This window comes from Flavobacterium oncorhynchi (genome assembly GCF_002217355.1).
In the GTDB taxonomy this organism is placed as follows: Bacteria; Bacteroidota; Bacteroidia; order Flavobacteriales; family Flavobacteriaceae; genus Flavobacterium; species Flavobacterium oncorhynchi.
In genome coordinates, this window is sequence record NZ_MUHA01000013.1 from 74,580 (window position 1) to 96,441 (window position 21,862).

At 33.4% G+C, this 21,862-nt stretch carries 21 protein-coding genes; 10 read left to right on the plus strand and 11 right to left on the minus strand.

Annotated elements, in window-relative coordinates; genetic code table 11:
- The first annotated feature begins 33 nt into the window (after window positions 1-33).
- Complete coding sequence (locus tag B0A75_RS10845) at window positions 34-591, plus strand: hypothetical protein (RefSeq protein ID WP_089054294.1); 558 nt, start codon at window positions 34-36, stop codon at window positions 589-591.
- 222 nt (window positions 592-813) lie between these two features.
- A complete protein-coding gene (locus B0A75_RS10850; RefSeq protein WP_089054295.1) occupies window positions 814-1,884 on the plus strand; it encodes a glycosyltransferase in 1,071 nt (356 codons plus the stop codon).
- Window positions 1,885-1,889: 5 nt separating this feature from the next.
- Here B0A75_RS10850 and B0A75_RS10855 read toward each other — a convergent pair whose 3' ends face one another.
- From B0A75_RS10855 to B0A75_RS10865, 3 genes are all read right to left on the minus strand, one after another.
- The gene (locus B0A75_RS10855) at window positions 1,890-3,185 is read right to left on the minus strand and encodes a porin (protein WP_089054296.1); all 1,296 of its coding nucleotides are present in this window, start codon (window positions 3,183-3,185) and stop codon (window positions 1,890-1,892) included.
- 162 nt (window positions 3,186-3,347) lie between these two features.
- On the minus strand, window positions 3,348-4,433 hold the full coding sequence (locus B0A75_RS10860; RefSeq protein ID WP_089054297.1) for a sensor histidine kinase: 1,086 nt from the start codon (window positions 4,431-4,433) through the stop codon (window positions 3,348-3,350).
- A gap of 218 nt (window positions 4,434-4,651) precedes the next feature.
- On the minus strand, window positions 4,652-5,335 hold the full coding sequence (locus B0A75_RS10865; RefSeq protein ID WP_089054298.1) for a response regulator transcription factor: 684 nt from the start codon (window positions 5,333-5,335) through the stop codon (window positions 4,652-4,654).
- Window positions 5,336-5,568: 233 nt separating this feature from the next.
- Between B0A75_RS10865 and B0A75_RS10870 the strand changes: the two genes are divergently transcribed.
- The 4 genes from B0A75_RS10870 to B0A75_RS10885 all read left to right on the plus strand — a co-directional run bounded on the left by B0A75_RS10870 (window position 5,569) and on the right by B0A75_RS10885 (window position 11,326).
- Complete coding sequence (locus B0A75_RS10870) at window positions 5,569-8,340, plus strand: TonB-dependent receptor (RefSeq protein WP_089054299.1); 2,772 nt, start codon at window positions 5,569-5,571, stop codon at window positions 8,338-8,340.
- A 221-nt stretch (window positions 8,341-8,561) separates the two neighbouring features.
- The gene (locus B0A75_RS10875) at window positions 8,562-9,740 is read left to right on the plus strand and encodes a hypothetical protein (protein ID WP_089054300.1); all 1,179 of its coding nucleotides are present in this window, start codon (window positions 8,562-8,564) and stop codon (window positions 9,738-9,740) included.
- Between the two features lie 106 nt (window positions 9,741-9,846).
- Window positions 9,847-10,185, plus strand: a complete 339-nt coding sequence (locus tag B0A75_RS10880; protein ID WP_089054301.1) for a T9SS type A sorting domain-containing protein — start codon at window positions 9,847-9,849, stop codon at window positions 10,183-10,185.
- 160 nt (window positions 10,186-10,345) lie between these two features.
- Window positions 10,346-11,326 (plus strand): LuxE/PaaK family acyltransferase, encoded by a 981-nt coding sequence (locus B0A75_RS10885; RefSeq protein WP_089054302.1) that lies wholly within the window; start codon window positions 10,346-10,348, stop codon window positions 11,324-11,326.
- Window positions 11,327-11,395: 69 nt separating this feature from the next.
- Here B0A75_RS10885 and tyrS read toward each other — a convergent pair whose 3' ends face one another.
- On the minus strand, window positions 11,396-12,691 hold the full coding sequence (tyrS, locus tag B0A75_RS10890) for a tyrosine--tRNA ligase (RefSeq protein ID WP_089054303.1): 1,296 nt from the start codon (window positions 12,689-12,691) through the stop codon (window positions 11,396-11,398).
- 246 nt (window positions 12,692-12,937) lie between these two features.
- Here tyrS and B0A75_RS10895 point away from each other — a divergent pair, with 246 nt between their 5' ends.
- Window positions 12,938-13,939, plus strand: a complete 1,002-nt coding sequence (locus tag B0A75_RS10895) for an NAD-dependent epimerase/dehydratase family protein (protein WP_089054304.1) — start codon at window positions 12,938-12,940, stop codon at window positions 13,937-13,939.
- Window positions 13,940-13,941: 2 nt separating this feature from the next.
- Here the strand turns inward: B0A75_RS10895 and B0A75_RS10900 are convergent, their stop codons facing one another.
- From B0A75_RS10900 to B0A75_RS10910, 3 genes are read right to left on the minus strand one after another with little or no spacing between them, the layout of a single operon-like run.
- Window positions 13,942-14,418: a DUF4296 domain-containing protein gene (locus tag B0A75_RS10900; protein ID WP_089054305.1), complete on the minus strand. Its 477-nt coding sequence runs from the start codon at window positions 14,416-14,418 to the stop codon at window positions 13,942-13,944.
- A gap of 9 nt (window positions 14,419-14,427) precedes the next feature.
- Window positions 14,428-15,768 (minus strand): dihydroorotase, encoded by a 1,341-nt coding sequence (locus B0A75_RS10905; RefSeq protein ID WP_089054306.1) that lies wholly within the window; start codon window positions 15,766-15,768, stop codon window positions 14,428-14,430.
- A gap of 9 nt (window positions 15,769-15,777) precedes the next feature.
- Window positions 15,778-16,503, minus strand: a complete 726-nt coding sequence (locus B0A75_RS10910) for a polyprenol monophosphomannose synthase (protein WP_089054307.1) — start codon at window positions 16,501-16,503, stop codon at window positions 15,778-15,780.
- Between the two features lie 104 nt (window positions 16,504-16,607).
- Between B0A75_RS10910 and B0A75_RS10915 the strand changes: the two genes are divergently transcribed.
- From B0A75_RS10915 to B0A75_RS10925, 3 genes are all read left to right on the plus strand, one after another.
- Window positions 16,608-17,276, plus strand: a complete 669-nt coding sequence (locus tag B0A75_RS10915) for a DUF4271 domain-containing protein (RefSeq protein ID WP_089054308.1) — start codon at window positions 16,608-16,610, stop codon at window positions 17,274-17,276.
- Window positions 17,277-17,290: 14 nt separating this feature from the next.
- The gene (locus tag B0A75_RS10920) at window positions 17,291-18,040 is read left to right on the plus strand and encodes a uroporphyrinogen-III synthase (protein WP_089054309.1); all 750 of its coding nucleotides are present in this window, start codon (window positions 17,291-17,293) and stop codon (window positions 18,038-18,040) included.
- Window positions 18,041-18,260: 220 nt separating this feature from the next.
- Window positions 18,261-18,731 carry an Lrp/AsnC family transcriptional regulator gene (locus tag B0A75_RS10925; protein ID WP_089054372.1) on the plus strand — a complete coding sequence of 157 codons (471 nt, stop codon included), beginning with the start codon at window positions 18,261-18,263 and terminating at the stop codon, window positions 18,729-18,731.
- Between the two features lie 133 nt (window positions 18,732-18,864).
- Here the strand turns inward: B0A75_RS10925 and B0A75_RS10930 are convergent, their stop codons facing one another.
- The 4 genes from B0A75_RS10930 to B0A75_RS10945 all read right to left on the minus strand — a co-directional run bounded on the left by B0A75_RS10930 (window position 18,865) and on the right by B0A75_RS10945 (window position 21,637).
- Window positions 18,865-19,551, minus strand: a complete 687-nt coding sequence (locus tag B0A75_RS10930) for a zinc metallopeptidase (protein WP_089054310.1) — start codon at window positions 19,549-19,551, stop codon at window positions 18,865-18,867.
- 181 nt (window positions 19,552-19,732) lie between these two features.
- Window positions 19,733-20,326, minus strand: a complete 594-nt coding sequence (locus B0A75_RS10935) for a hypothetical protein (protein ID WP_089054311.1) — start codon at window positions 20,324-20,326, stop codon at window positions 19,733-19,735.
- Window positions 20,313-20,786 (minus strand): RNA polymerase sigma factor, encoded by a 474-nt coding sequence (locus B0A75_RS10940; RefSeq protein ID WP_089054312.1) that lies wholly within the window; start codon window positions 20,784-20,786, stop codon window positions 20,313-20,315. The genes B0A75_RS10935 and B0A75_RS10940 overlap by 14 nt, the downstream gene beginning before the upstream one ends.
- 2 nt (window positions 20,787-20,788) lie before the next feature.
- Window positions 20,789-21,637, minus strand: a complete 849-nt coding sequence (locus tag B0A75_RS10945) for an alpha/beta fold hydrolase (protein ID WP_089054313.1) — start codon at window positions 21,635-21,637, stop codon at window positions 20,789-20,791.
- Window positions 21,638-21,862: the final 225 nt, after the last annotated feature.

A 21,862-nucleotide genomic window follows, 5' to 3' on the forward strand; every position in this document is an offset into this window, starting at 1 on the left:
TTAATTTTATAATACTATTTAAACTAAAATCTTATGAAAAAATTATTATTGCTCTGTTTCATAGTAGTTTTATCTACTAATTTTTACGCTCAGGAAACAGTAACTAAAGCGGCTAAAAGCAAAACCGAAACGGCTGCTAAAAAGACTAAAGCGAAAGCTGATAAAACTACTGCTGATGCTAAGAAAACAGCTGATAAGGCTGCGAAAACTAAAACCACTGCAGAAAAAGAAACCGCTAAAGCGAAAAAAGAAACTACTGCAGCTGCAAAAAAAACAGCAGACAAAGAAACTGCTAAAGCAAAAAAGGAAACAGCAAGCGCTGCTAAAAAAACAACCGCTAAAGCTGAAAGTACAAAAGCTGATGTAAAGAAAACGACTGCAAAAGCTGATGCCGCAGCTAAAACAGCGACAAAAGATGCAACTGCAGCTAAAAAGACTGCGACAAAAACTTTAAAAGAAACGAATGAAAAAGCACCAAAAGTAGCTGATAAGGTTACTGGTGAATACAATGGTAAAAAAGTATATACTGGGCCAAGAGGTGGTAAATACTATATCAACAAAAATGGTAATAAAACCTATATTCAGGATTAAGAAAAAGGTACTGAGGTTCTGAGGGACTAAGATACTAAGATATGAGACTTTGAAGCCGAACTTATGTTCGGCTTTTTTATTTTTAAGCAATAAATTCTTAGAACCTTAGTACCTCAGCCTCTTAGAACCTTAAATAAAATATTGAGTTAATAATTTAGTAATATGTGCGAAATAACATAAAAAACATATTTCTTTATCTTCGTTTGCAAAAAGCGTTAAACTATGAGCATTGACTATTCTGCTAACAAAACAATTTTAGTTGCTCCATTAAACTGGGGACTTGGCCACGCCACAAGATGCATCCCAATTATTAAGGCGCTTCAGGAAAACAATTTTATTCCTATTATTGCGTCAGATGGTGTTGCACTGGCTTTGCTGCGAAAAGAATTTCCCTATATACAAACACTGGAACTGCCTTCTTACCACATTGAATATGCTAAAAATGGTAAAAATTTTAAATGGAAGTTAATTAAAAACCTTCCAAAAATGATTGCTGCTATTTTAGATGAGAAAAAAATGGTGAACGGCTGGATTAAAAAACATGGTATTGACGGAATAATTTCTGATAATAGATTGGGGGTTTTTAGTAAAAAAGTGCCTTCTGTTTTTATGACGCATCAGTTGAATGTGATGACAGGAAACACTACTTGGTTTACGAGTAAATGTCATCAGCATTTTATAAAAAAATATTCGCAGTGCTGGGTTCCGGATTCAAATGAAAAAACAAATCTTACCGGCGATTTAGGTCATCTTAAAAGCAATGCTTTAAATCTTAAATACATTGGCCCTTTGAGCAGAATGCGTAAAAAGGAAACGCCTAAGATATACGATTTGATGATTATTTTATCAGGACCAGAACCGCAGCGTACTTTTTTGGATGAAAAACTTCAAAAAGAAATAGCGGGTTACAAAGGAAAAGTGGTTTTTGTTCAGGGAATTGTGGAAAAAACACAAACCAAATGGCAGGCTGGAAATGTTACTTATTACAACTTTATGAATTCTAAACAATTAGAACAGACTTTTAATGAAAGTGATTTTGTTTTATGTCGTTCTGGTTATACAACTGTTATGGATTTGGCTAAACTGGGTAAAAAAGCTTTTTTTATTCCAACTCCGGGACAATATGAACAGGAATATCTGGCGGTAAAACTTCAGGAAGAAAATCTTGTACCTTATGCAATGCAAGACGACTTTACGATTGATGATTTATCAAAGGTAAAGTCGTTTAAAGGTTTGTCTCAATTTAATGATGAAATAGACTGGGACGCGCTATTTACAGTTTTTGAAGACTAATTTTTTTAGAAATTGAACTGAGCTTGCAATCGCAGTAAATTTCCTTGTTGTCTGTTTATTGGAAGCGCACTGTCCTCAAAAGTTCTATCGGCAATTACATACTCGGCAGTTAATTCTAATGCTTTGATTGGCTGCCATTCGATACCTATTTCGTAATCTCTTACGACATAACTTCTGGCGTCTTTTTCATATTTTTTACCTCCGTCATAATATTGAAATTTTGCAAAAGGATAAAGATGCTGTTTTTTAAAATCGAGTTTATAACTCAATAAAACATAACCTCCATTTAAGTCAGTTTCATCAACAGTATTGGTTAAGGTATTGTAACGAGGTCCTGTTCCTACATTATATTCTGCCTGAATCCCGAAAGGTCTTGGATATAAAACAAAAGTTGCTCCTACTCTTTGATCTTTCACATATTGTGGATCATTAACTTTTACTCCCTGTGAAATTTCACCTGTAAAAGCCCATTTACCTGTGTATGCTTGGATTCCTGGCTCTATAATTTGACTTCCAATCACAAAAGGATAAGTAACCCTGGCCACGACATTTAAATCTCTGTTGCCGTCTAGTTTATTTGCTATTTGCCCATTGTAAACTCCAAAAGCAAAAACTCCATAATCACCTGATCCTTTAAATCCGTCTTTTACAAGCATTTCAAAACGTTTTCTAATTTCGGCAGGTGCCCAATAAAAAAACAAACCTAAATCACGCTCATTCAAAATGGCACTATTCATCGCATCGTTACGATCTAAGGCTAAACGCTGCGAACTTGACTGCATATTTTCGAAACCGTATGGAATTTTACTCTGTCCAACACGAACGCGATATTCTTTTTTCTTATCAAAGGAAAGATCAAAATACAAGTCACGAATTTGCACAAAATTCTGAATTCCAGTACTTGGAGAACTCGCAAAATCGGGTTGAAAATAAAAGAATACATTAGGATGGACCTGTCCTGAAAACACTAAACGTGCACGACGAATAAAAAGTCCGTTGTTTGATTTTGCGTCTGGAGCTGTAGAAGTTGTTCCCCAAGATTTATCACATTGTTCGCAGGAAACTTTATCGTTTGTAGAGAACAATCCATTGTATCTAATTTGCGCATAACCTCTTAAAGAAATTCTGTCGTACCAATGTTCCTCACCGCTGACTCCCGATTTAGTATCTGGCAGTTTCGCTTTATTGATAGAGTCTAAAATACGAATTACTTCGTTTTTTACTTCTTGCTTGTTCAAATCTTGTGCATTTGATGCCCAAGTCAACAGTAATAAAACTGCAATTATTTTTCTTTTTATCATTCTTTCTTAAATCCCTTAATTTCAGAATGCAAAGATGTATCACCTATGTTAAGAAATCATTAACCAGATGTTACTATAATAAAAATTTATTGTTATGGACTAAATCCGAATGTTGATTTATTGTTAAACACCTTTGTTTTAGGACGTTTGACAAAAACTCAATTACAATTTTTTAACGTCAGCTTTTTGATTTTTAAGCGCTTTTTCGAGCGTAAAAGAGAATTCTGAACCAATTCCGAACTCACTTTCTACATAAACTTTCTCTTTATGCGCCTCAATAATATGCTTTACGATCGCCAAACCTAAACCAGAACCTCCTTCTGATCGAGTACCGCTTTTATCAACTCTATAGAAACGTTCAAAAAGTCGCGGAATATTTTGTTTCTCAACTCCTTCTCCGTTATCACTGATACGTATTAAAACTTTTCTCTTGGTTAAATTGACAACACCAACTTCTGTTAAACCGCCTTCTTTTCCGTATTTGATCGAGTTTACAATTAGATTTTCTAAAACTTGTTGAATCCTGTCTTTATCACCTCGAATAATTACGGATTGTACATTTTTACTTTCAAAAGCCAATTTAATTTTCTTTTTGTCTGCTTTCATTTCTAACAAATCGAAAACATTATGAATGAGCTCTACAATATCAAAATCTGTAATCATCAAATTTAAATCACCAGATTCCAATTTGGTAATCATATCTAAATCTTCAACAATGTAAATTAATCGTTCAACTCCTTTTTCGGCACGTTTTAAATATTTTTTTCGGATATTTTTATCATCCATTGCTCCATCAAGCAAAGTCGAAACGTAACCTTGAACGGTAAATAATGGTGTTTTTAATTCGTGCGAAACATTTCCTAGAAATTCTCTGCGGTATTGCTCTCGAATTTCGAGCATTTCGATTTCCAGCTTTTTATCTGTAGCAAACTTTTTTACTTCTCGCGACAGCGTTTCCATATCAGTTGTTATTGGCTGATTGATAAGTGTTGTTGATTCTAACAGCGAAACCTCATCGTATATTTTTTTTACTCTTCTATATATAAAACGTTCTACACGATATTGCAAAACCAGAAATGAGAAGATGTAAATTGAGATTAAAAAAATTATGCCAAATGCAATTTGGTGTTTCAATTGACCTTTATAAAATAAAGACATCAATATGAGTACAAATCCTGTTGCAAATAGACTTATATATAATGCCGATTTTACAGCAAACTTGTATGTTTTTTTAAAATTAATTTTCATTGAAAATATTAAACCATTAACAGATTATTTTTTCACCATGTAAGTGATATAAGTTTATTTAAAAGTAAAACTTAATGGTGTGCATTTACATAAGAACCAAAAAAAGCAAATCTTTGTCAAAGTTCAGAACTTTGACAAAGATAATTATTGTGAATGTAGGTAAACCACAAATTAAATGAACTTATATCATCAATATGGGTTTCCTTAATATTAAATCCTTAAACTTCAAATTTGTAGCCTACTCCTTTTATAGTTTTAAAAAGGTCTTCGCCTATTTTTTCGCGTAGTTTTCTAATATGAACATCAATTGTTCTTCCTCCTACTACCACTTCGTTCCCCCAGACTTTATCAAGAATTTCATCTCTTTTAAAAACTTTACCTGGTTTTGAAGCTAATAAATAAAACAATTCAAATTCTTTTCTTGGAAGCGCAATTTCTACATTGCCTTTAATAATTTTATACTCTTCGCGGTTAATCTCGATTCCTCCAACATTTATAGTATCACTAACTACTTCTTGTTCTTTTAACCTTCTTAACAGAGCCTTTACTTTTGAGACCAATAATTTTGGTTTTATTGGCTTAGTAATATAATCATCAGCACCAGCATCAAAACCAGCTACTTGCGAATAATCTTCACTTCTTGCAGTAAGAAATGTTATGATAACATTATTTAATTCAGGGATTTTTCTGATGTGCTCACAAGCTTCCATTCCGTCCATTTCAGCCATCATCACGTCCATAATAATTAATTCTGGCAATTCTTTCTGAGCTTTTGCTATAGCATCTTTTCCGTTAGAAGCTGTAACAATCTGATAGCCTTCTTGAGCAAGGTTATAGCCAACGATTTCTAAGATATCTGGTTCGTCGTCAACTAATAAAATCTTGGTTTGTGTTTTTTTCATAAATAGCAAAAATTGAGATTTTTACATCAAATTCTCTTTAATATATATCCGATGTTTTTTATTTCACAGGGTAAATATAGTAATAAATGAATCGTTAAAAATTGCTGTTAACGGTAATTTAATCTGGTAACAATTTGATAATCTTTAGTACACAAAAACATAACAAGTTCGTAACATCGACTTCACAGCTCAGTTATTTCTTTGCACAAAAATAAATCAAACACAACACTGAAATGAAATTCAATTTAAAATTTCTATTTATTGCATTATTTATCTGTACGATTTCAATCGCACAAAACAAAGGTACGATTTCTGGCGTTTTAACCGACAAAGAAATGAACAACGAAGCCTTGCCTTTTGCAAATGTTTTAATTAAAGGTACAAACATTAGCGTAAATACTGACGTTGACGGAAAATATTCGTTAAGCGTAAATCCAGGAAATTATATCGTTATTTATAGTTTTTTAGGATATGAATCTAAAGAAGCTCCAGTTGCAGTAAAAGCAAACGAAACTGTAGTGGTAAATCAAGCACTTTCTTCGGGAAGTTTCACTCTTAAAGATGTAGTGGTAAAATCGGCTGCAGTAAACAGACAAAAAGAAACTGCTCTTTTGCTGGAACAAAAAAATGCGGTCGACATTAAACAAGCAATTGGTGCACAAGAACTTTCTAAAAAAGGAGTAAGTGATGTTGCAAATGCAGTTGTAAAAACCACTGGTATTACAAAACAAGAAGGAACGAATAACATTTTTGTGAGAGGTTTGGGAGACCGTTACAACTCTACAACAATGAATGGACTTCCAATTCCTTCAAACGATCCAGAAAAGAAAAACATCAACTTAGATATTTTCTCAACAGACATTATCGAGTACGTTTCTATCGACAAAGTATACAACGGAAAATTCTTTGGAGATTTCGCTGGAGGAAATGTTGATATCGTTTCAAAAGATTACAAAGGAAACGGATTTTTCAAAATTGATTTTGAGTCTAAAGTTAATACAAATGCTCTTGGAGAAAACAATTTTAATTTGCAAAAAGGACCAAACGCTTTTGGATTCAGTAAAGCTGAAATTCCAAACAATCCTTTAACGCAATACAATTACGGTACTTTGCAATTCGACAAAAAAACACCAATTGGAGGTTCTTTCGGAATTTCGGGTGGTGATTCTTACAATGTTGGTGAAGCTGGAAAAATCAACATTTTTGGAACTGCATCTTTCACAAATGAATATGCTTCAAGAACACAAGGTATTGCAAGAGGAAGCGTTAATGCGGCAGGTGTTGCCGGAAAAGACCTAGATTACAACTATCTTTCATACAACACCAATACTACTGGAATGTTTAATGTTGGTTACAAAATCAACAACAGAAACAAAATCAACTTCAATAGTTTATATATCAATACCTCTTCACAAAAAAAAGAAGAATCTAGAGGATATATTGTTGACTTAGCAAACGAAGGAAACGGTTACATCCGAAGAAATGAATATGAGAAATCAGCTTTATGGGTAAACCAATTGTTGGGAGAACATAAATTGAGCGAAAGAAGTACTCTTAACTGGGGCGGTTCTTTTAATACTGTAAAACAAGACATCCCAGACAGAACATACAATACAATGAACCTTGTTGAAGGCGGTTATGTAATTAACTCTCAATCTGCTCCAAATAACCACCGTTATTTCCAAACTTTAAAAGAAAATGAATTGGCAGCAAATTTATCTGTAAACTACAAATTCAGCAAAAATGATGATGGAGATTATAGAGGAAAATTTACGGCAGGTTACAACGGAAGATTCAAAAATAGAGATTTCGAAGCAACTCAATTCAACTTTAAAACTACAACATTCCCTGTTTCACACACAGGTGACATCGTAGATCCTAACAACCTGGATTTATTCTATAACCAACAAAATCTAGACAACAACTTCTTTACGATTTCAACTTTCCGTGGAGGACCAGAAGTTCCAAATGCACTTGACCCACAAACATACAGTGGAGATTTGACTATCAATGGCGGTTATTTAAATACTGAATACAAATTCAACAAATTAACTGCAGTTTTAGGATTAAGAGCTGAAGTTATTACACAAAATGTTGACTGGAGTACACAGTTGGATCCTGCCGGAGGAAGCGATAAATTAGAAAAAACAGCTTTCTTACCAAGTTTGGTATTAAAATACGAACTTAACGAAAAACAAAATTTACGTTTTGGATTCAGTAAAACTTATACGCTTCCACAATTCAAGGAAAGATCTCCTTTTATCTATGAGGAGTTTTTACAAGCAAAAATTGGTAACCCATTTTTATACGCTTCAGATGATTACAACTTTGACTTAAAATGGGAAATTTTCCCAAACAGCGACGAAGTTCTTTCTGTAACAGGTTTTGGAAAATACATCTTAAACCCAATCAACGAAGTGGTTATCAACTCTTCTACAAATGATATCTCTTACGTAAACTCTGGAGATTATGGTTATGTAGCAGGTGCTGAATTAGAATACAAGAAAACACTTTTTAATTTTGACAGTGAAAACACTAAAAAATTAACCGGAGGAATCAACGTATCATATTTGTATAGCAAACAAGAATTAAACAACGAAAAAGTTCAAGAAGAAACACAAGGAACTCGTCCAACCACTTTTACCAACACTACTGGTAAATTTACAGGAGCTTCTCCTTTGTTACTAAATGCTGACTTATCTTTCTTCAATGAATGGAATGACAAAAAAAGCAACTTAACTACAACTTTAGCTTATACATATTTCTCTGACCGCGTTAATGCAATTGGTACTTTAGAAAAAGGAGATTTGGTTGACAAAGCTGTTGGTTCATTAGACTTCATTGCAAAATCAAAACTAAACAAAAACTACAGCCTTGGTTTCTTAGTAAAAAACATACTTGATCCAACTGTAAACAGAGTTCAGGAAAACAAATCAGGTGATGTAAGTGTTTTGAGCTACAAAAAAGGATTAAACTTAAGCTTACAATTTAGCTACGAGTTCTAAGCCTTAAAAGATATTTGAATTAGTAAAAAAAGACAGCTCAAACAGCTGTCTTTTTTTATGCCCTTTTAACCCAAAATATTCCCTTAACAAGTTAACATTGACTTAATATAGAAGAGCCTTTTTATTAAACTAACAATTACAGTAGCTTAACATCTACGAAGGATTTCTAACCCATCTTTGCAACAGAAATTAAACACACAAAAAAAATTATTAAAACGATTATGAAAAAATCAATTTTAAATTTCGTTACAGTTTTTGCTTTATCAGGAGTTTTGCTTACAAGCTGTTCTTCTAATGATGATGAAAAAAAACCAACTTCTTCGTTTACGGCGGATCCTGCTAACTTTCAAGGAAAAATCACTGATGGCGAAGTAATTCTTGATGCTACTAAAACGTACAAATTAACTGGAGCTATTAAAGTAGAAAATGGTGCTACTTTGACAATTCCTGCAGGAACAGTAATTGAAGGAACAGGCGGAACTTCATCTTATATCTCTGTTGCACAAGGTGCAAAAATTAACGTAAACGGTACTGCTGATAAACCAGTTGTAATGACTGCTTCAGTTAAAGCTGCTGGTAAATGGGGTGGTTTAGTAATTTGTGGAAAAGCACCTATCAACCGTGACAATGGTAAAACTCCTACTGCAACATCTGAGGTTGCTGATTTAACTTATGGTGGAACTGTTGCTAATGATAATTCAGGTTCTATTAAATATCTAAGAATTGAGTACGCTGGTGCTGCTTTCAATACTGAAAAAGAATTCAACGGACTTTCATTCTTCGGAGTTGGTTCAGGTACGATTGTTGAAAATGTACAAGCTTATTACGGAGCTGACGACGGATTTGAATTCTTCGGAGGAACTGTAAATACAAAAAACTTAATCTCTATCGGTAACGAGGATGACCAATTTGACTGGACTGAAGGTTGGAGTGGAACAAACGAAAACTGGTATGGTAAATTAGATTTCGGAAAAGGAAACAGAGGAATTGAAGCAGATAACTTCGAATTTGGATATGCATTTGCTCCAATCTCTAACCCATCAATCACAAACTTAACTCTTGTTGGACCTGGAAGTACTGCATCTACAGCAAACTTTCAAGAAAACCAAGCTATCAAATTAAGAAGAGGAACTAAAGCTAAAATCTCTAACGTAGTAGTTAGTGCTTGGGCAACTGGTGTTGATGTTGAAAATGATGAAACTATCGCTTTCGTTGGTACAGATTTAAAAGTATCAAACATATTATTCCTTGCTGATGTACCAACAAAAACTAAAGGAAAGAAAACAGATGGAACTTCTGCTAGCGTTACTGGTGTAATTACTGAATCAGCAACTGCAACTGGAGCTGGAAACGGTATTGCTAAACCAACATGGGCTGCTGGATGGTCAGTAGGTTTCTAATCAATTAAAACATAAAATGTTAAAAACATCCTAATAATTTAGGATGTTTTTTTTTGGCTTAGTTTTTGTAATTTTTTTTGTATATTTACTCATCCAAATAAATGCGATGGCAAAAAACTACTTTTATATTATTTTTTTATTGGCTTTTTTCTTTACTGTAAGTGTTTCAGCACAAGACAGTAAGCAATTACCAAAAACTCAAGAGTCCGTAGGAATTGAGGGTCTCAGCTTGTACCCTAACCCAGTGGTCAATGGAAAAGTATATATTACCTCAAAAAATGATTTAGAAAAAGAAATCATCATTTTTGACATCTTAGGAAAAAGAGTATTACAAGTGCATCTAAGCTCAAAAGAACTAAACGTTTCAGATCTTGTTCCCGGCGTTTACATTATAAAAATAAGCGAGCAAAATGCTACGGCAACCCGAAAGCTCATTATTCGATAAAACACAAAAAAAGCTCCATCAGGAGCTTTTTTTAGTTTACAGTGTTGCTTTTTAGTATTCAATCTCATTATAGCTTACGAAATTTGATACTTAAGAATACTGAAACTAAAAAAGGCAACACTGAACGCTAAAAAATAAATATCTTTGCACAAAAAAAGTTTTGATTACAGCCAGCGATATATTTACGATTTCCAGCCATAAGCAATTTGAAAAAACAGCACTAAAAGTGTTTCGCTTTCAATATGAGAACAATCTAGTATATCGTGATTTTTGCGATTTCCTTAAAACAAATGTGCAGCAGGTAAAAACATTGGCACAAATTCCATTTTTACCTATTCAGTTTTTTAAAAGCCATGACGTAGTATCAAACACCAATCCTGCCCAAGTTACTTTTACCAGCAGCGGCACGACCGGAATGATTACAAGCAGGCATTTGGTAACCAATGTTTCTCTTTACGAAGAAAGTTACCGAAAAGGATTTTCTCAATTCTACGGCAATATCGAAGACTATGTTGTTTTAGCCCTTTTACCGTCCTATTTAGAGCGTGAGGGATCTTCACTTATTTACATGGTCGAAGACTTAATAAAACTATCTAATCAGCCTGAAAGTGGGTTTTATTTACACAATCACGACGACTTAATTAAAAAACTGACTGAACTTGACGAATCGGGTCAAAACGTAATTTTAATTGGCGTTACGTATGCTTTGTTAGATTTAATCGAAAAACACCAATTCAACCTTCAAAATACCATTATTATGGAAACTGGAGGAATGAAAGGAAAACGCAAAGAAATGATACGTGAAGAACTCCACGAACAACTTTGCAAAGGATTTGGTGTAAATGCAATTCATTCAGAATACGGAATGACAGAACTTTTAGCGCAAGCTTATTCTTTAGGCGAAGGTGTATTTGAATGTCCTTCTTGGATGCATATTTTAGTTCGTGATCCAGAAGATGCTTTAACCTATATAAAAGATGGAAAAACCGGCGGAATCAACGTTATTGATTTAGCCAATATAAATTCCTGTTCATTTATTGCCACCCAGGATTTAGGCAAAAAAAATCCCAACAACTCTTTCGAGGTATTGGGACGTTTTGATAATTCTGACATTCGTGGGTGTAATTTGATGGTGTTATAGTTTAATCGTTGATTTGTCAAATCGTTTAATCGGCTCAACGCTCGATTAAACAATTACCCGATTAAACAGTTAAACAACACGAATCACAAAATAGTTTTTCTTTCCGCTTTGTAATAACACAAATTGATTGTTAATCAAATCATTTGCAGTTAATACAAAATCTTCTTTTATTTTTTCTCTGTTTACAGAAATAGAGTTAGCAGTCAACGCGCGTCTAGCTTCTCCGTTTGATTTAAAGAAACCCGTTTTCTCGTTTAAAACCGTTACAATATCTAATCCGTTTTCTAAATCAGCCTTTGCAATTTCAGCTTGCGGAACTCCATCAAAAACTTCTAAGAAAGTCACTTCATCTAATTTTTTCAAATCATCAGCAGTAGAATTTCCAAACAAGATATTCGAAGCCTGAATCGCTTTTTCTAATTCTTCTTTACTATGAACAAAAATCGTAATTTCTTCAGCCAATTTCTTTTGTAAGATTCTTAAATGCGGTGCTGTTTGATGCTCAGCAATTAAAGACTCAATAGTTTCTTTGTCCAAGAATGTAAAGATTTTAATGTATTTCTCTGCATCAACATCTGTTGAATTTACCCAAAATTGGTAAAACTTGTACACAGAAGTTTTATCAGCATCCAGCCAAACATTTCCACCTTCAGATTTTCCAAATTTAGACCCGTCTGCTTTTGTAATCAAAGGCGTTGTCAAAGCAAAAGCCTTTGCTCCTTCTCCACCCATTCTACGCACTAATTCTGTACCTGTAGTAATATTTCCCCATTGGTCAGAACCTCCCATTTGCAAAATACAATTATTGTTTTTATACAAATGATAAAAGTCGTACCCTTGAATTAATTGATATGTAAATTCCGTAAAAGACATTCCTTCACCTTCTCCGCTAAATCTTTTTTTAACAGAATCCTTCGCCATCATATAATTTACTGTGATACGTTTTCCAACTTCACGAGCAAAATCAATAAACGAGAATTCTTTCATCCAGTCATAGTTATTTACCATTACTGGAGCATTTGCTTCTTTTGAATTAAAGTCTAGGAAACGAGACAGAACACTTTTAATTCCGGCAACGTTTTTAGCCAAAGCTTCTTCGTTCAACAAATTTCTTTCGTCAGATTTTCCAGAAGGATCACCAATCATTCCAGTCGCGCCGCCCACAAGAGCGATTGGCTGATGACCAAAATTCTTTAAATGAACCAATAAAATAATCTGAACCATACTGCCAATATGCAGCGAATCTGCTGTTGGATCAAAACCAATATATGCCGAAGTTACCTCTTTTAGCAATTGTTCTTCCGTTCCTGGCATGCTATCATGGTACAAACCGCGCCACTTTAATTCTTCAACTAGATTCTTCATTTTTAAAATATTTTGCGCAAATATAATCAATGGTAATGGCAATGGCAAAAACTTATGCCACTAAGGCGTTAAGGCACAAATATTATTTTAAAAAAATCAAAACTTTGCGCATTAGCGCCTTTGTGACAAAAACCAAAAAACCTTTGCAACTTTGTTCCTCTGCAACTTTGAACCTTTGCAAAAAACCTTTGCAACTTTGTCTCTCTGCTTCTTTGCACCTTTCCAACAAAAACTTATATTTACAAAATGGTATTAGTAACTGGCGGAACAGGTTTAGTAGGCTCACATTTATTGCTTCATTTAATCGAAAATGGAGAAAACGTTCGGGCAATTTACAGAACCAAAAATAACATTCAAAAAGCAAAATCAGTTTTTGAACTTTACAAGAAAGAAGCTTTATTTGAAAAAATAGAATGGCTTGAAGCCGATATCTTAGACGTTCCTTCTTTAGAAACTGCCTTTATTAATGTTGATTACGTTTACCACTGCGCCGCTTTAATTTCATTCGACCCAAAAGATGAAGAAGCACTTCGAAAAATAAACATCGAAGGAACTGCTAATATGGTTAATTTTTCGATTGCATTAGGTGTAAAGAAATTTTGCTTTGTAAGTTCTATTGCCGCACTTGGCGATTTGGCATCGCACGAAACTTACATTACTGAAGAAACAGACTGGAATCCCGAAAAACCACACAGCGATTATGCTATTTCTAAATACGGTTCTGAAATGGAAGTATGGCGCGCTCATCAAGAAGGTTTAGATGTTATAATTGTAAATCCCGGCGTAATTTTAGGACCAATTCCGAAAACAAAAAACAAACAGCAGGGAAGCGCTGAATTGTATTTAAAAGTTGCCAACGGTCTTTCGTTTTACACTCTTGGAAGTACTGGTTTTATTACCGTTGATGATGTTGTAAAAATTTCTAGCCAATTAATGCATAGTGAAATTAAAAATGAGCGTTTTACTTTAATTGCCGACAATATTGTTTTTAAAGATATTCTTGATACAATTGCCGAGGTTTTAAAAGTAAAAAAACCAAGCCGTCATGCAAAACCTTTATTTATGAATTTCCTATGGATGGCTGACGGAATATTTTCAACTTTATTTTTTCAAAAAAGACGCCTTACAAAAGCAACTGCAAAAGCTTCTTATTCTAAAAATCTGTATTCAAATGAAAAAATAAAAACCGCTCTAGGAACGGTTTTTACAGATGTACATCAATATGTTAAAGATATTTCTAAATTATAGAATTATTTTTTTGGCTGCGGTTTCATTTGTCGTCTTATAGAATCAAGATTTATTTGACTCTTTGTCTTTTTAATCGAATCTTTCGGCTTTTCTTTATCCTTAAGATTCACCGCTTTCATCGCCTTTTTCTCTTCAATTTTAACGATCGAATCTGTGTCTCTTTGATTTTTTGCTAATCGTTTTCCAACCTCATCAAACATCTCTTTGTAGTTCTCATAATCTGCAGCATAATACATATTATTTTGAGCAAATTGAAGACTATCTACTTTGTATTTCTTTAAAATAAACTTCGTTGGATTTGTTTCTGTAGAATCTAACGAAATTGGATTTTGATATTTCATTGCTTCTAGAAGAGACAAATCATACATAATATCAATCATTTTATCTTTCTCAATAAGTTTAGCGGGCTGTTTCACAACCTCTCTTTTACAACTTACAGAAAGAAATATAACTAATACTATTACAAAACAATTTTTCATTTCGCTTTTTTATCTATCAAACAATAAACGTTTTCCAGCACGGATATCTTTTACTTTAAAGTTATTGTAAACCATTTCACCATTTACAAAAGTGTGCGTAATTCTCGATTTAAAAGCTGTCCCTTCAAACGGAGACCAACCGCATTTGTATAAAATGTTATCTTGATTTACACTCCAAGGCAAACTTGGATTTACAATTACCAAGTCAGCATAATAACCTTCCTTAATAAAACCTCTTTTTTCAATTTTAAAGATTTTAGCCGGATTATGACACATTTTCTCTACAATTTTCTCTACACTTATTTTACCTTGATGATGCGCTTCGAACATTGCAACAACGGCATGCTGTACAAGCGGACCTCCTGAAGGTGCTTTTAAGTAAGATTGTAATTTTTCTTCTTTTGTATGCGGCGCATGATCTGTTGCAATAACATCAATTCTACCGTCATTCAAAGCTTCCCAAAGTGCTTTTCTATCACTTTCCGTTTTTACAGCAGGATTCCATTTAATAAAATTTCCTTTTGTTTTATAATCTTCATCGGTAAACCAAAGATGATGCACACAAACCTCAGCGGTAATTTTTTTATCTTCTAATGGAATTTTGTTTGTAAACAATTCCATTTCTTTTGCAGTCGATAAGTGAAAAATATGCAAACGCGCTCCTGTTCTTTTTGCCAAAGCCACTGCTTTTGAAGACGAAATATAACAAGCCTCAGCACTTCTAATTAAATTATGCGCTGTTACCGGAACATCTTCACCGTATTTTTCTTTGAACTCTGCTAAATTATTTTGAATAGTAGTCTCATCTTCGCAATGTACAGCGATTAACATTGGTGTGCTTGAGAAAATTTTTTCTAAAGTCTCTTCTTTGTCAACAAGCATATTTCCAGTTGAAGAACCTAGAAATATCTTAATTCCAGCAACATTTTTAGGATTCGTTTTTAGAACTTCTTCTAAGTTATCATTAGTAGCCCCCATCATAAACGAATAGTTCGCAAATGATTTTTGGGCAGCGATTTGATATTTATCTTCTAATATTTCTTGTGTAACAGCATTTGGAACCGTATTTGGCTGTTCGATAAAAGAAGTAATTCCTCCCGCAACCGCAGCTCTTGATTCTGATTCAATATCACCTTTATGCGTTAAACCAGGTTCTCTAAAATGAACTTGATCATCGATTGCGCCTGGGATTAAATAACTTCCTTCGGCATCGACAACAATACAATCAGATGATTTTAAACTGATACTATCAGCGACTTCAACAATCAAGTCGTTTTCTATAAAAACATCTCCATCAAAAATAGACCCTTCGTTTACAATTTTTGCATTTTTAATTAAAATCCTATTCATGTTCTATCTTTATAATGTATTGACTAATTTTTTTAATCTTAACGAAATCACTCCAAGAATTGCTTCTTTGATAATGGCGTTACTCATTTTCGAAACTCCTTTTGTTCTATCTGTAAAAATAATTGGCACTTCTTTAATTTCAAATTGAGCACAATAAGTTCTGTACTTCATTTCGATTTGAAACGCGTATCCCACAAACTTTATTTTGTTAAGATTAATTTTCTCTAAAACTTCTCTTTTATAACAAACGAAACCAGCCGTTGCATCGTGAATTTTCATACCGGTAATAAACTTCACGTATACTGAAGCGAAGTATGACATCAAAACACGGCTTAAAGGCCAATTTACCACATTTACACCTTTTACGTAACGGGAACCAATAGCCAAATCAGCTCCACCAAAATGACAAGCATCATATAATTTCTCTAAATCATTTGGGTTATGCGAAAAGTCAGCGTCCATTTCAAAAATGAAATCGTATTTACGCTCCAAAGCCCACTTAAAACCATGAACATAAGCTGTTCCTAAACCCGCTTTTTTAGCTCTTTTTTCAAGAAACAATCTTCCAGAAAACTCTTCTTGCAAAGCAATCACTTTATCAGCAGTATGATCAGGAGAATTATCATCAATTATTAAAAGATGAAAAGGTTTATGCTGTGAAAGTACCGCTCTCACAATACTTTCAATATTTTCAATTTCGTTATAAGTTGGAATTATGACAATACTATCACTCATTTTTCTTGGTAATTTCACCGCAAAAGTAAACTTTTTATAGCATTTGGTTCATAATAAATACATAATAAAAGTATTGATGCAAAAAATTACTAATTTTGTGCGCTATGATTGAACAACTTCATCCTCGAATTATTGAAAACAAAGATTGGGCAACTGTTTTATTCATCCTGACCTTTGCGATTGTTGCTATAACAAAATCAGCATATGAAACTCGCTTTTCTGAGTTCAGCAGGCTGATTTTCTCAGACAAATATGCTAAAATTTATCGCGACAATAATCATATAAACAGCAGCTTTACTGTTGGCTTGTTTTTTGTGCAGATTATTTCATTTGCTTTTTTTATTCAACTTACGATGAGCATTTATGGAACGGCATCAAAAACAGATTATTTATTGTTCATCCGAATTGCAACTTTTCTTCTTTATTTTATTCTTGCAAAATATTTGATCGAAAAAATTGTAGCAGCTTCGTTCAATATTGATGATTTTATGGAACTTTTTAACTTACAAAAAGTAACCTACAGGACTTACATTGGCGTTTTAATACTTCCTATTAATGCTATTTTATTCTATTACAACAATATTCCAATAATTGTTCCGTTTGCGATCATAGGTATTTCGCTGTGTATCAGCTTATACTCATATTTTATTTCAATTAAAACGTATCAAAACGTAATTATCGACAAGTTGTTTTATTTTATTTTATATCTTTGCGCTCTTGAAATAGCCCCTTATTATTTTCTCTATTATTGGATGACAAAAGGGAGTGCTTAGTAAATGTTTATAATATGAAAGTGAAAACAATTTTGGTGTCACAGCCTGAACCTAAAGTGGAGAATTCTCCTTACTTTGAGCTCCAACAAAAACACAAAATAAAAATTGATTTCAGACCATTTATTCATGTGGAAGGGGTTAGTGCAAAAGAGATTCGATTACAAAAAATCGACCTTAATCACTATACTGCTATCATTTTAACAAGTCGAAATGCTGTAGATCATTTTTTTAGAGTGGCTGATGAAATGCGCTACAAAGTTCCTGAAGGATTGAAATATTTTTGTCAATCTGAAGCAGTTGCATTTTATCTGCAAAAGTATGTAGTATACAGAAAACGTAAAATTTACGTTGGAGCTAAAGATTTTGCTGATTTATCGCCTCTAATTAAAAAATACAAAGACGAGAAGTTTTTACTTCCAGCATCTGACCAATTAAATGCAGACGCTCCAATAACATTAAATAGTCTAAAAGTAGATTGGGCACAAGCCGTTTTTTACAGAACTGTAATGAGCGACTTATCTGATCTTGCCGATGTTTATTATGATGTTTTAGCATTTTTCAGCCCAACAGGAATTAAATCATTGTTTAAAAACTTCCCAGACTTTAAACAAAACAATACCAGAATCGCTGTATTTGGAAGTACAACTCAAAAAGAAGCTTTAGATCACGGTTTAAGAATCGACATTCTTGCTCCAACACCTGAAACCCCTTCTATGACAATGGCTCTTGAAAAATACATCGCCGAAGCAAACAAAGGAAAATAAACCTTAAGAATATAAAATATTTAAAATTCCAAATTCCAACTTAATCACTTGGGATTTGGAATTTTTGTTTTACACCCTTTCGTTTCCTATGGTTGAAACCACGGATTCTATTTTTGGAATTTGGGATTTAAAAAATTGGAATTTTATTTTTCCTTCCTTTTAACTATATTTGATTTCTATTCTAAACCAAATTAAAAGAATTAGTTTCAAATTACAAGTTATGAAAATCAACTCCTTATTAATTGAGATTGACGGTATCGACAAAGAAATTCTTCGATATTTAATGGACGATGCCCGAAAACCTATTCTGCAAATCGCTAATAAAATAGGCATCTCTGGAGCTGCAATTCATCAGCGTTTAAAAAAACTGGAACAATCCGGCGTTATTTCAGGATCTAAATTTACAGTAAACCCAAAAGTTCTAGGCTATAACACTATGGCCTTTGTAGGTGTTTATCTAGACAAAGCCTCCAGAAACTCCGAAGCCGTAAAAGACCTTAGAAAAATTCCCGAAGTACTGGAATGTCATTATACCACAGGGAACTGGTCGGTACTAATTAAAATTATCTGTCGAGATAACGAACATTTAATGCAGCTTTTAAATACCAAAATTCAAGCAATTGAAGGTGTTTCAAGAACCGAAACCTTTATTTCATTAGATCAGCAGATTGACAGACAGATTCAATTATAAATGTGTCAATGAAAAAATTTGATAATTAGATAATTTTCTAAATGTGATAAAATAAAAAAAAACGGACAAATTTTAAAAATCTGTCCGTTTTTACTATAAATTATCTAATTGACTAATTATCTCAATTACGAAATTAGTTCCTTCTGCTTCCTGAGTAAATCGAGATATAGTACAACAGCGTTGCGATTGAACCTATAGCCGCTACGACATAAGTTCTTGCCGCCCATTTTAAGGCATCTTTTGCACCTGCCTGTTCTTGTTGAGTCAGCATATGTTTATTTTCTAACCAAGCTAATGCTCTATTACTTGCATCATATTCTACCGGCAGCGTTATAATCGTAAACAATGTAGTTGCTGCAAAAATAACAATCCCAATTAGCAATAATTGAGGAAAAGTTCTAATCATTAAGATTCCCGCAAGCAAAATCCACTGTACATAATTTGAAGCCACACTTACAATAGGCACTAATTTAGAACGCATTGTTAACCATTCATAACCAATAGCATGCTGAACCGCGTGCCCGCATTCGTGTGCCGCAACAGCAGCCGCCGCCGCATTACGATGATTGTAAACCGCTTCACTTAAATTAACTGTTTTATCTGCAGGATTATAATGATCTGTTAACTGCCCTGGAGTCGAAATAACACGAACATCCGTAATACCATTATCAGCAAGCATTTTTTCAGCAATTTCCGCACCGCTCATTCCGTTTCGTAATTGCAGTTTAGAATATAATTCGAATTTACTTTTTAGTCTTGAACTTACCAGCCAGCTGAATAACATTATAGCTCCGGCAATAATTAAATATCCACTTCCCATATTTTTATCTTTTTTTGATTGATTTTTAAAGTTACAAAACAAATCACAATTTCTGAACCAAACTCTAAAAATGACATTTTGACATCCAAAACAGTAATTACGGCAGTAGAAATATTAAAAAATTTAACAAAAAAAAGACGCACTTCGGTGCGTCTATACAATATGGCCGTAAAATTATCCCTTAAAGCAGCTGATTATTTACTTCTTCAAACTTCTCAATCAGGGCATTTATTCTTAGCTGCTGTTTTTTAATTTGTTTTGGACGAATATAAAACCAATTAAACGCCATCCAAAGTAATGTTATTCCATAACACAAACTCGCACCCAAAGCGCTCATTCTACTGGCATATTCATACATGTATAAGCAAATTCCAGTTGTAAGCAGCAGAAAGTACAAACTCATCATTTTTGTCTGCATAAACTGTTGTTTCTTTTTAATCAAAATCAGTTTGTGTAAATATTCCTGATTCGTTTGTGTCGCATCGATATTTCTAAAAGGAGTCAACAATTTATTAAAAGCAAATACATAAATAACCATCGCCAAAATCGTTAAAACAATCCCGATTTTAGTCGAAATAAACTCCGGTTGATAATATATCCATATAAAAACAATAAATGCGGTTGTCAAAAAAAGCAAAACATTTGTTATCCATAAACTTCTTAAACCTGCTTTTTTAAATTTACTCACTCTCGACAGCAAATCTTTCATATCTGGCTGATTTACGGTTTGTTTTTTCCATAAATCTTTAAAATCTATATTGTTATCGTTGTCCATTTTCTTTAAATTTTTCGGTCAGTTTTTCTTTTATTCTGTGAATTTTCACTCTAACATTGGCATCAGAAAGTCCAACGATTTTTGCAATTTCTGACTGCTTAACTTCTTCTAATTCCAACGAAATAATGATACGTTCCGTTTCAGGTAATTCGGCTATGCATTTATACAAAAACTGAATTTGCGGCTCTATCGAAGTTTGTTTCTCTTCAGAAAGATGAATTGGCAAATCAGATTTCGGGAAACGCTTTTCTTTTTCAATCTGCCTTAAACAATTGTTAGATGCAATTCTGAAAATCCAAGTTCCAATAGCCGATTCGTTTCGAAAAGTTTCTAATTTTTGCCAGACAATTATAAAGGTTTCCTGAGCCAAATCCTGCGCAGCATCATAATCATTTACGAAACCCATGCAAAGCCTGAATATTCTATCCCAATAAGTCTTATAGATTTCTTCAAATTCCATTCTTACGATTTTACAAAAGTGTTTAATTGCGCTAAATACCACGCCGTATCGTCATACATAATAAAATGCAGACCTTTGCTCGCATACTTAAAATCAGCTGTTTTTAAATTTTTATATTGTTCCTCGATTGCTGGTTTTAAATTTATAAAATAAGATTCTAATAAAATTAATGATGGACATTTTATAGCAGCAATTTTATTTCTCAAATCGGTATTTGAAAAATCACAATACATTTGAGCAAATGTTTTTCGGTCTGATTTTACACTCCAATCTACAACTGTATCCATTTTTGAAGCATCAGCCAAAAGTCTCGGCATTGTTTTTTTCTGCATTTCAAGAAACTGAGCATCTGTCATACCAGTCATTTGGCTTACCATTGCTGAACAATCATTATTTTCTTTTGATTTAAAAGAAGGATCCATTAATGCTGCCAAACACGGAAGCGCATCTACAACTATAATTTTCCCAATTAATTCTGGATAATCTGCAGCGATTGCAAGCGCAAGTCCACCGCCCATACTGTGACCAATTAAAATTGGCTTTTCAATTTTATTGTCTTTAATATAATTTGCAATTTCCGCTTTCCAATTTTCGAATGATGGATTCTGTTGTGGTTTTACTCCAGCAAATCCTGCCATTGTAAGCGTATAACAAGTATACTCTTTTTCGAAAGCAGTTTTGGTTTCATTCCAAACATCTCCAGAAGAAGCAAATCCGGGAATGAAAATTATAGATTGTTTTCCTTTTCCGGTTTTAATAACTTCTAAAGGATATAATTTTGTTTGTGCAAAAACATTTAGACATAATGCTGAGAATAAGAATGCGATAAATAAGATGATATACTTTTTCATTTTTAATAGTTTTAAGTTGTTAATTTAATCGGATCCGCCTTTTGGATACGAGAACTATTAAAATGTTACAAAAGTTTTTAATTTTTTAATGAGATAATTCTAAACCCCAATGTTGGTGTGGGTTTTTAACCGCAAAGAGCGCAAAGATTTGCACAAAGAACGCTAGGTTTTCCGCCACGAATTACACGAATTTTCACTAATTTTTATTTCGAAAAACACATAGTT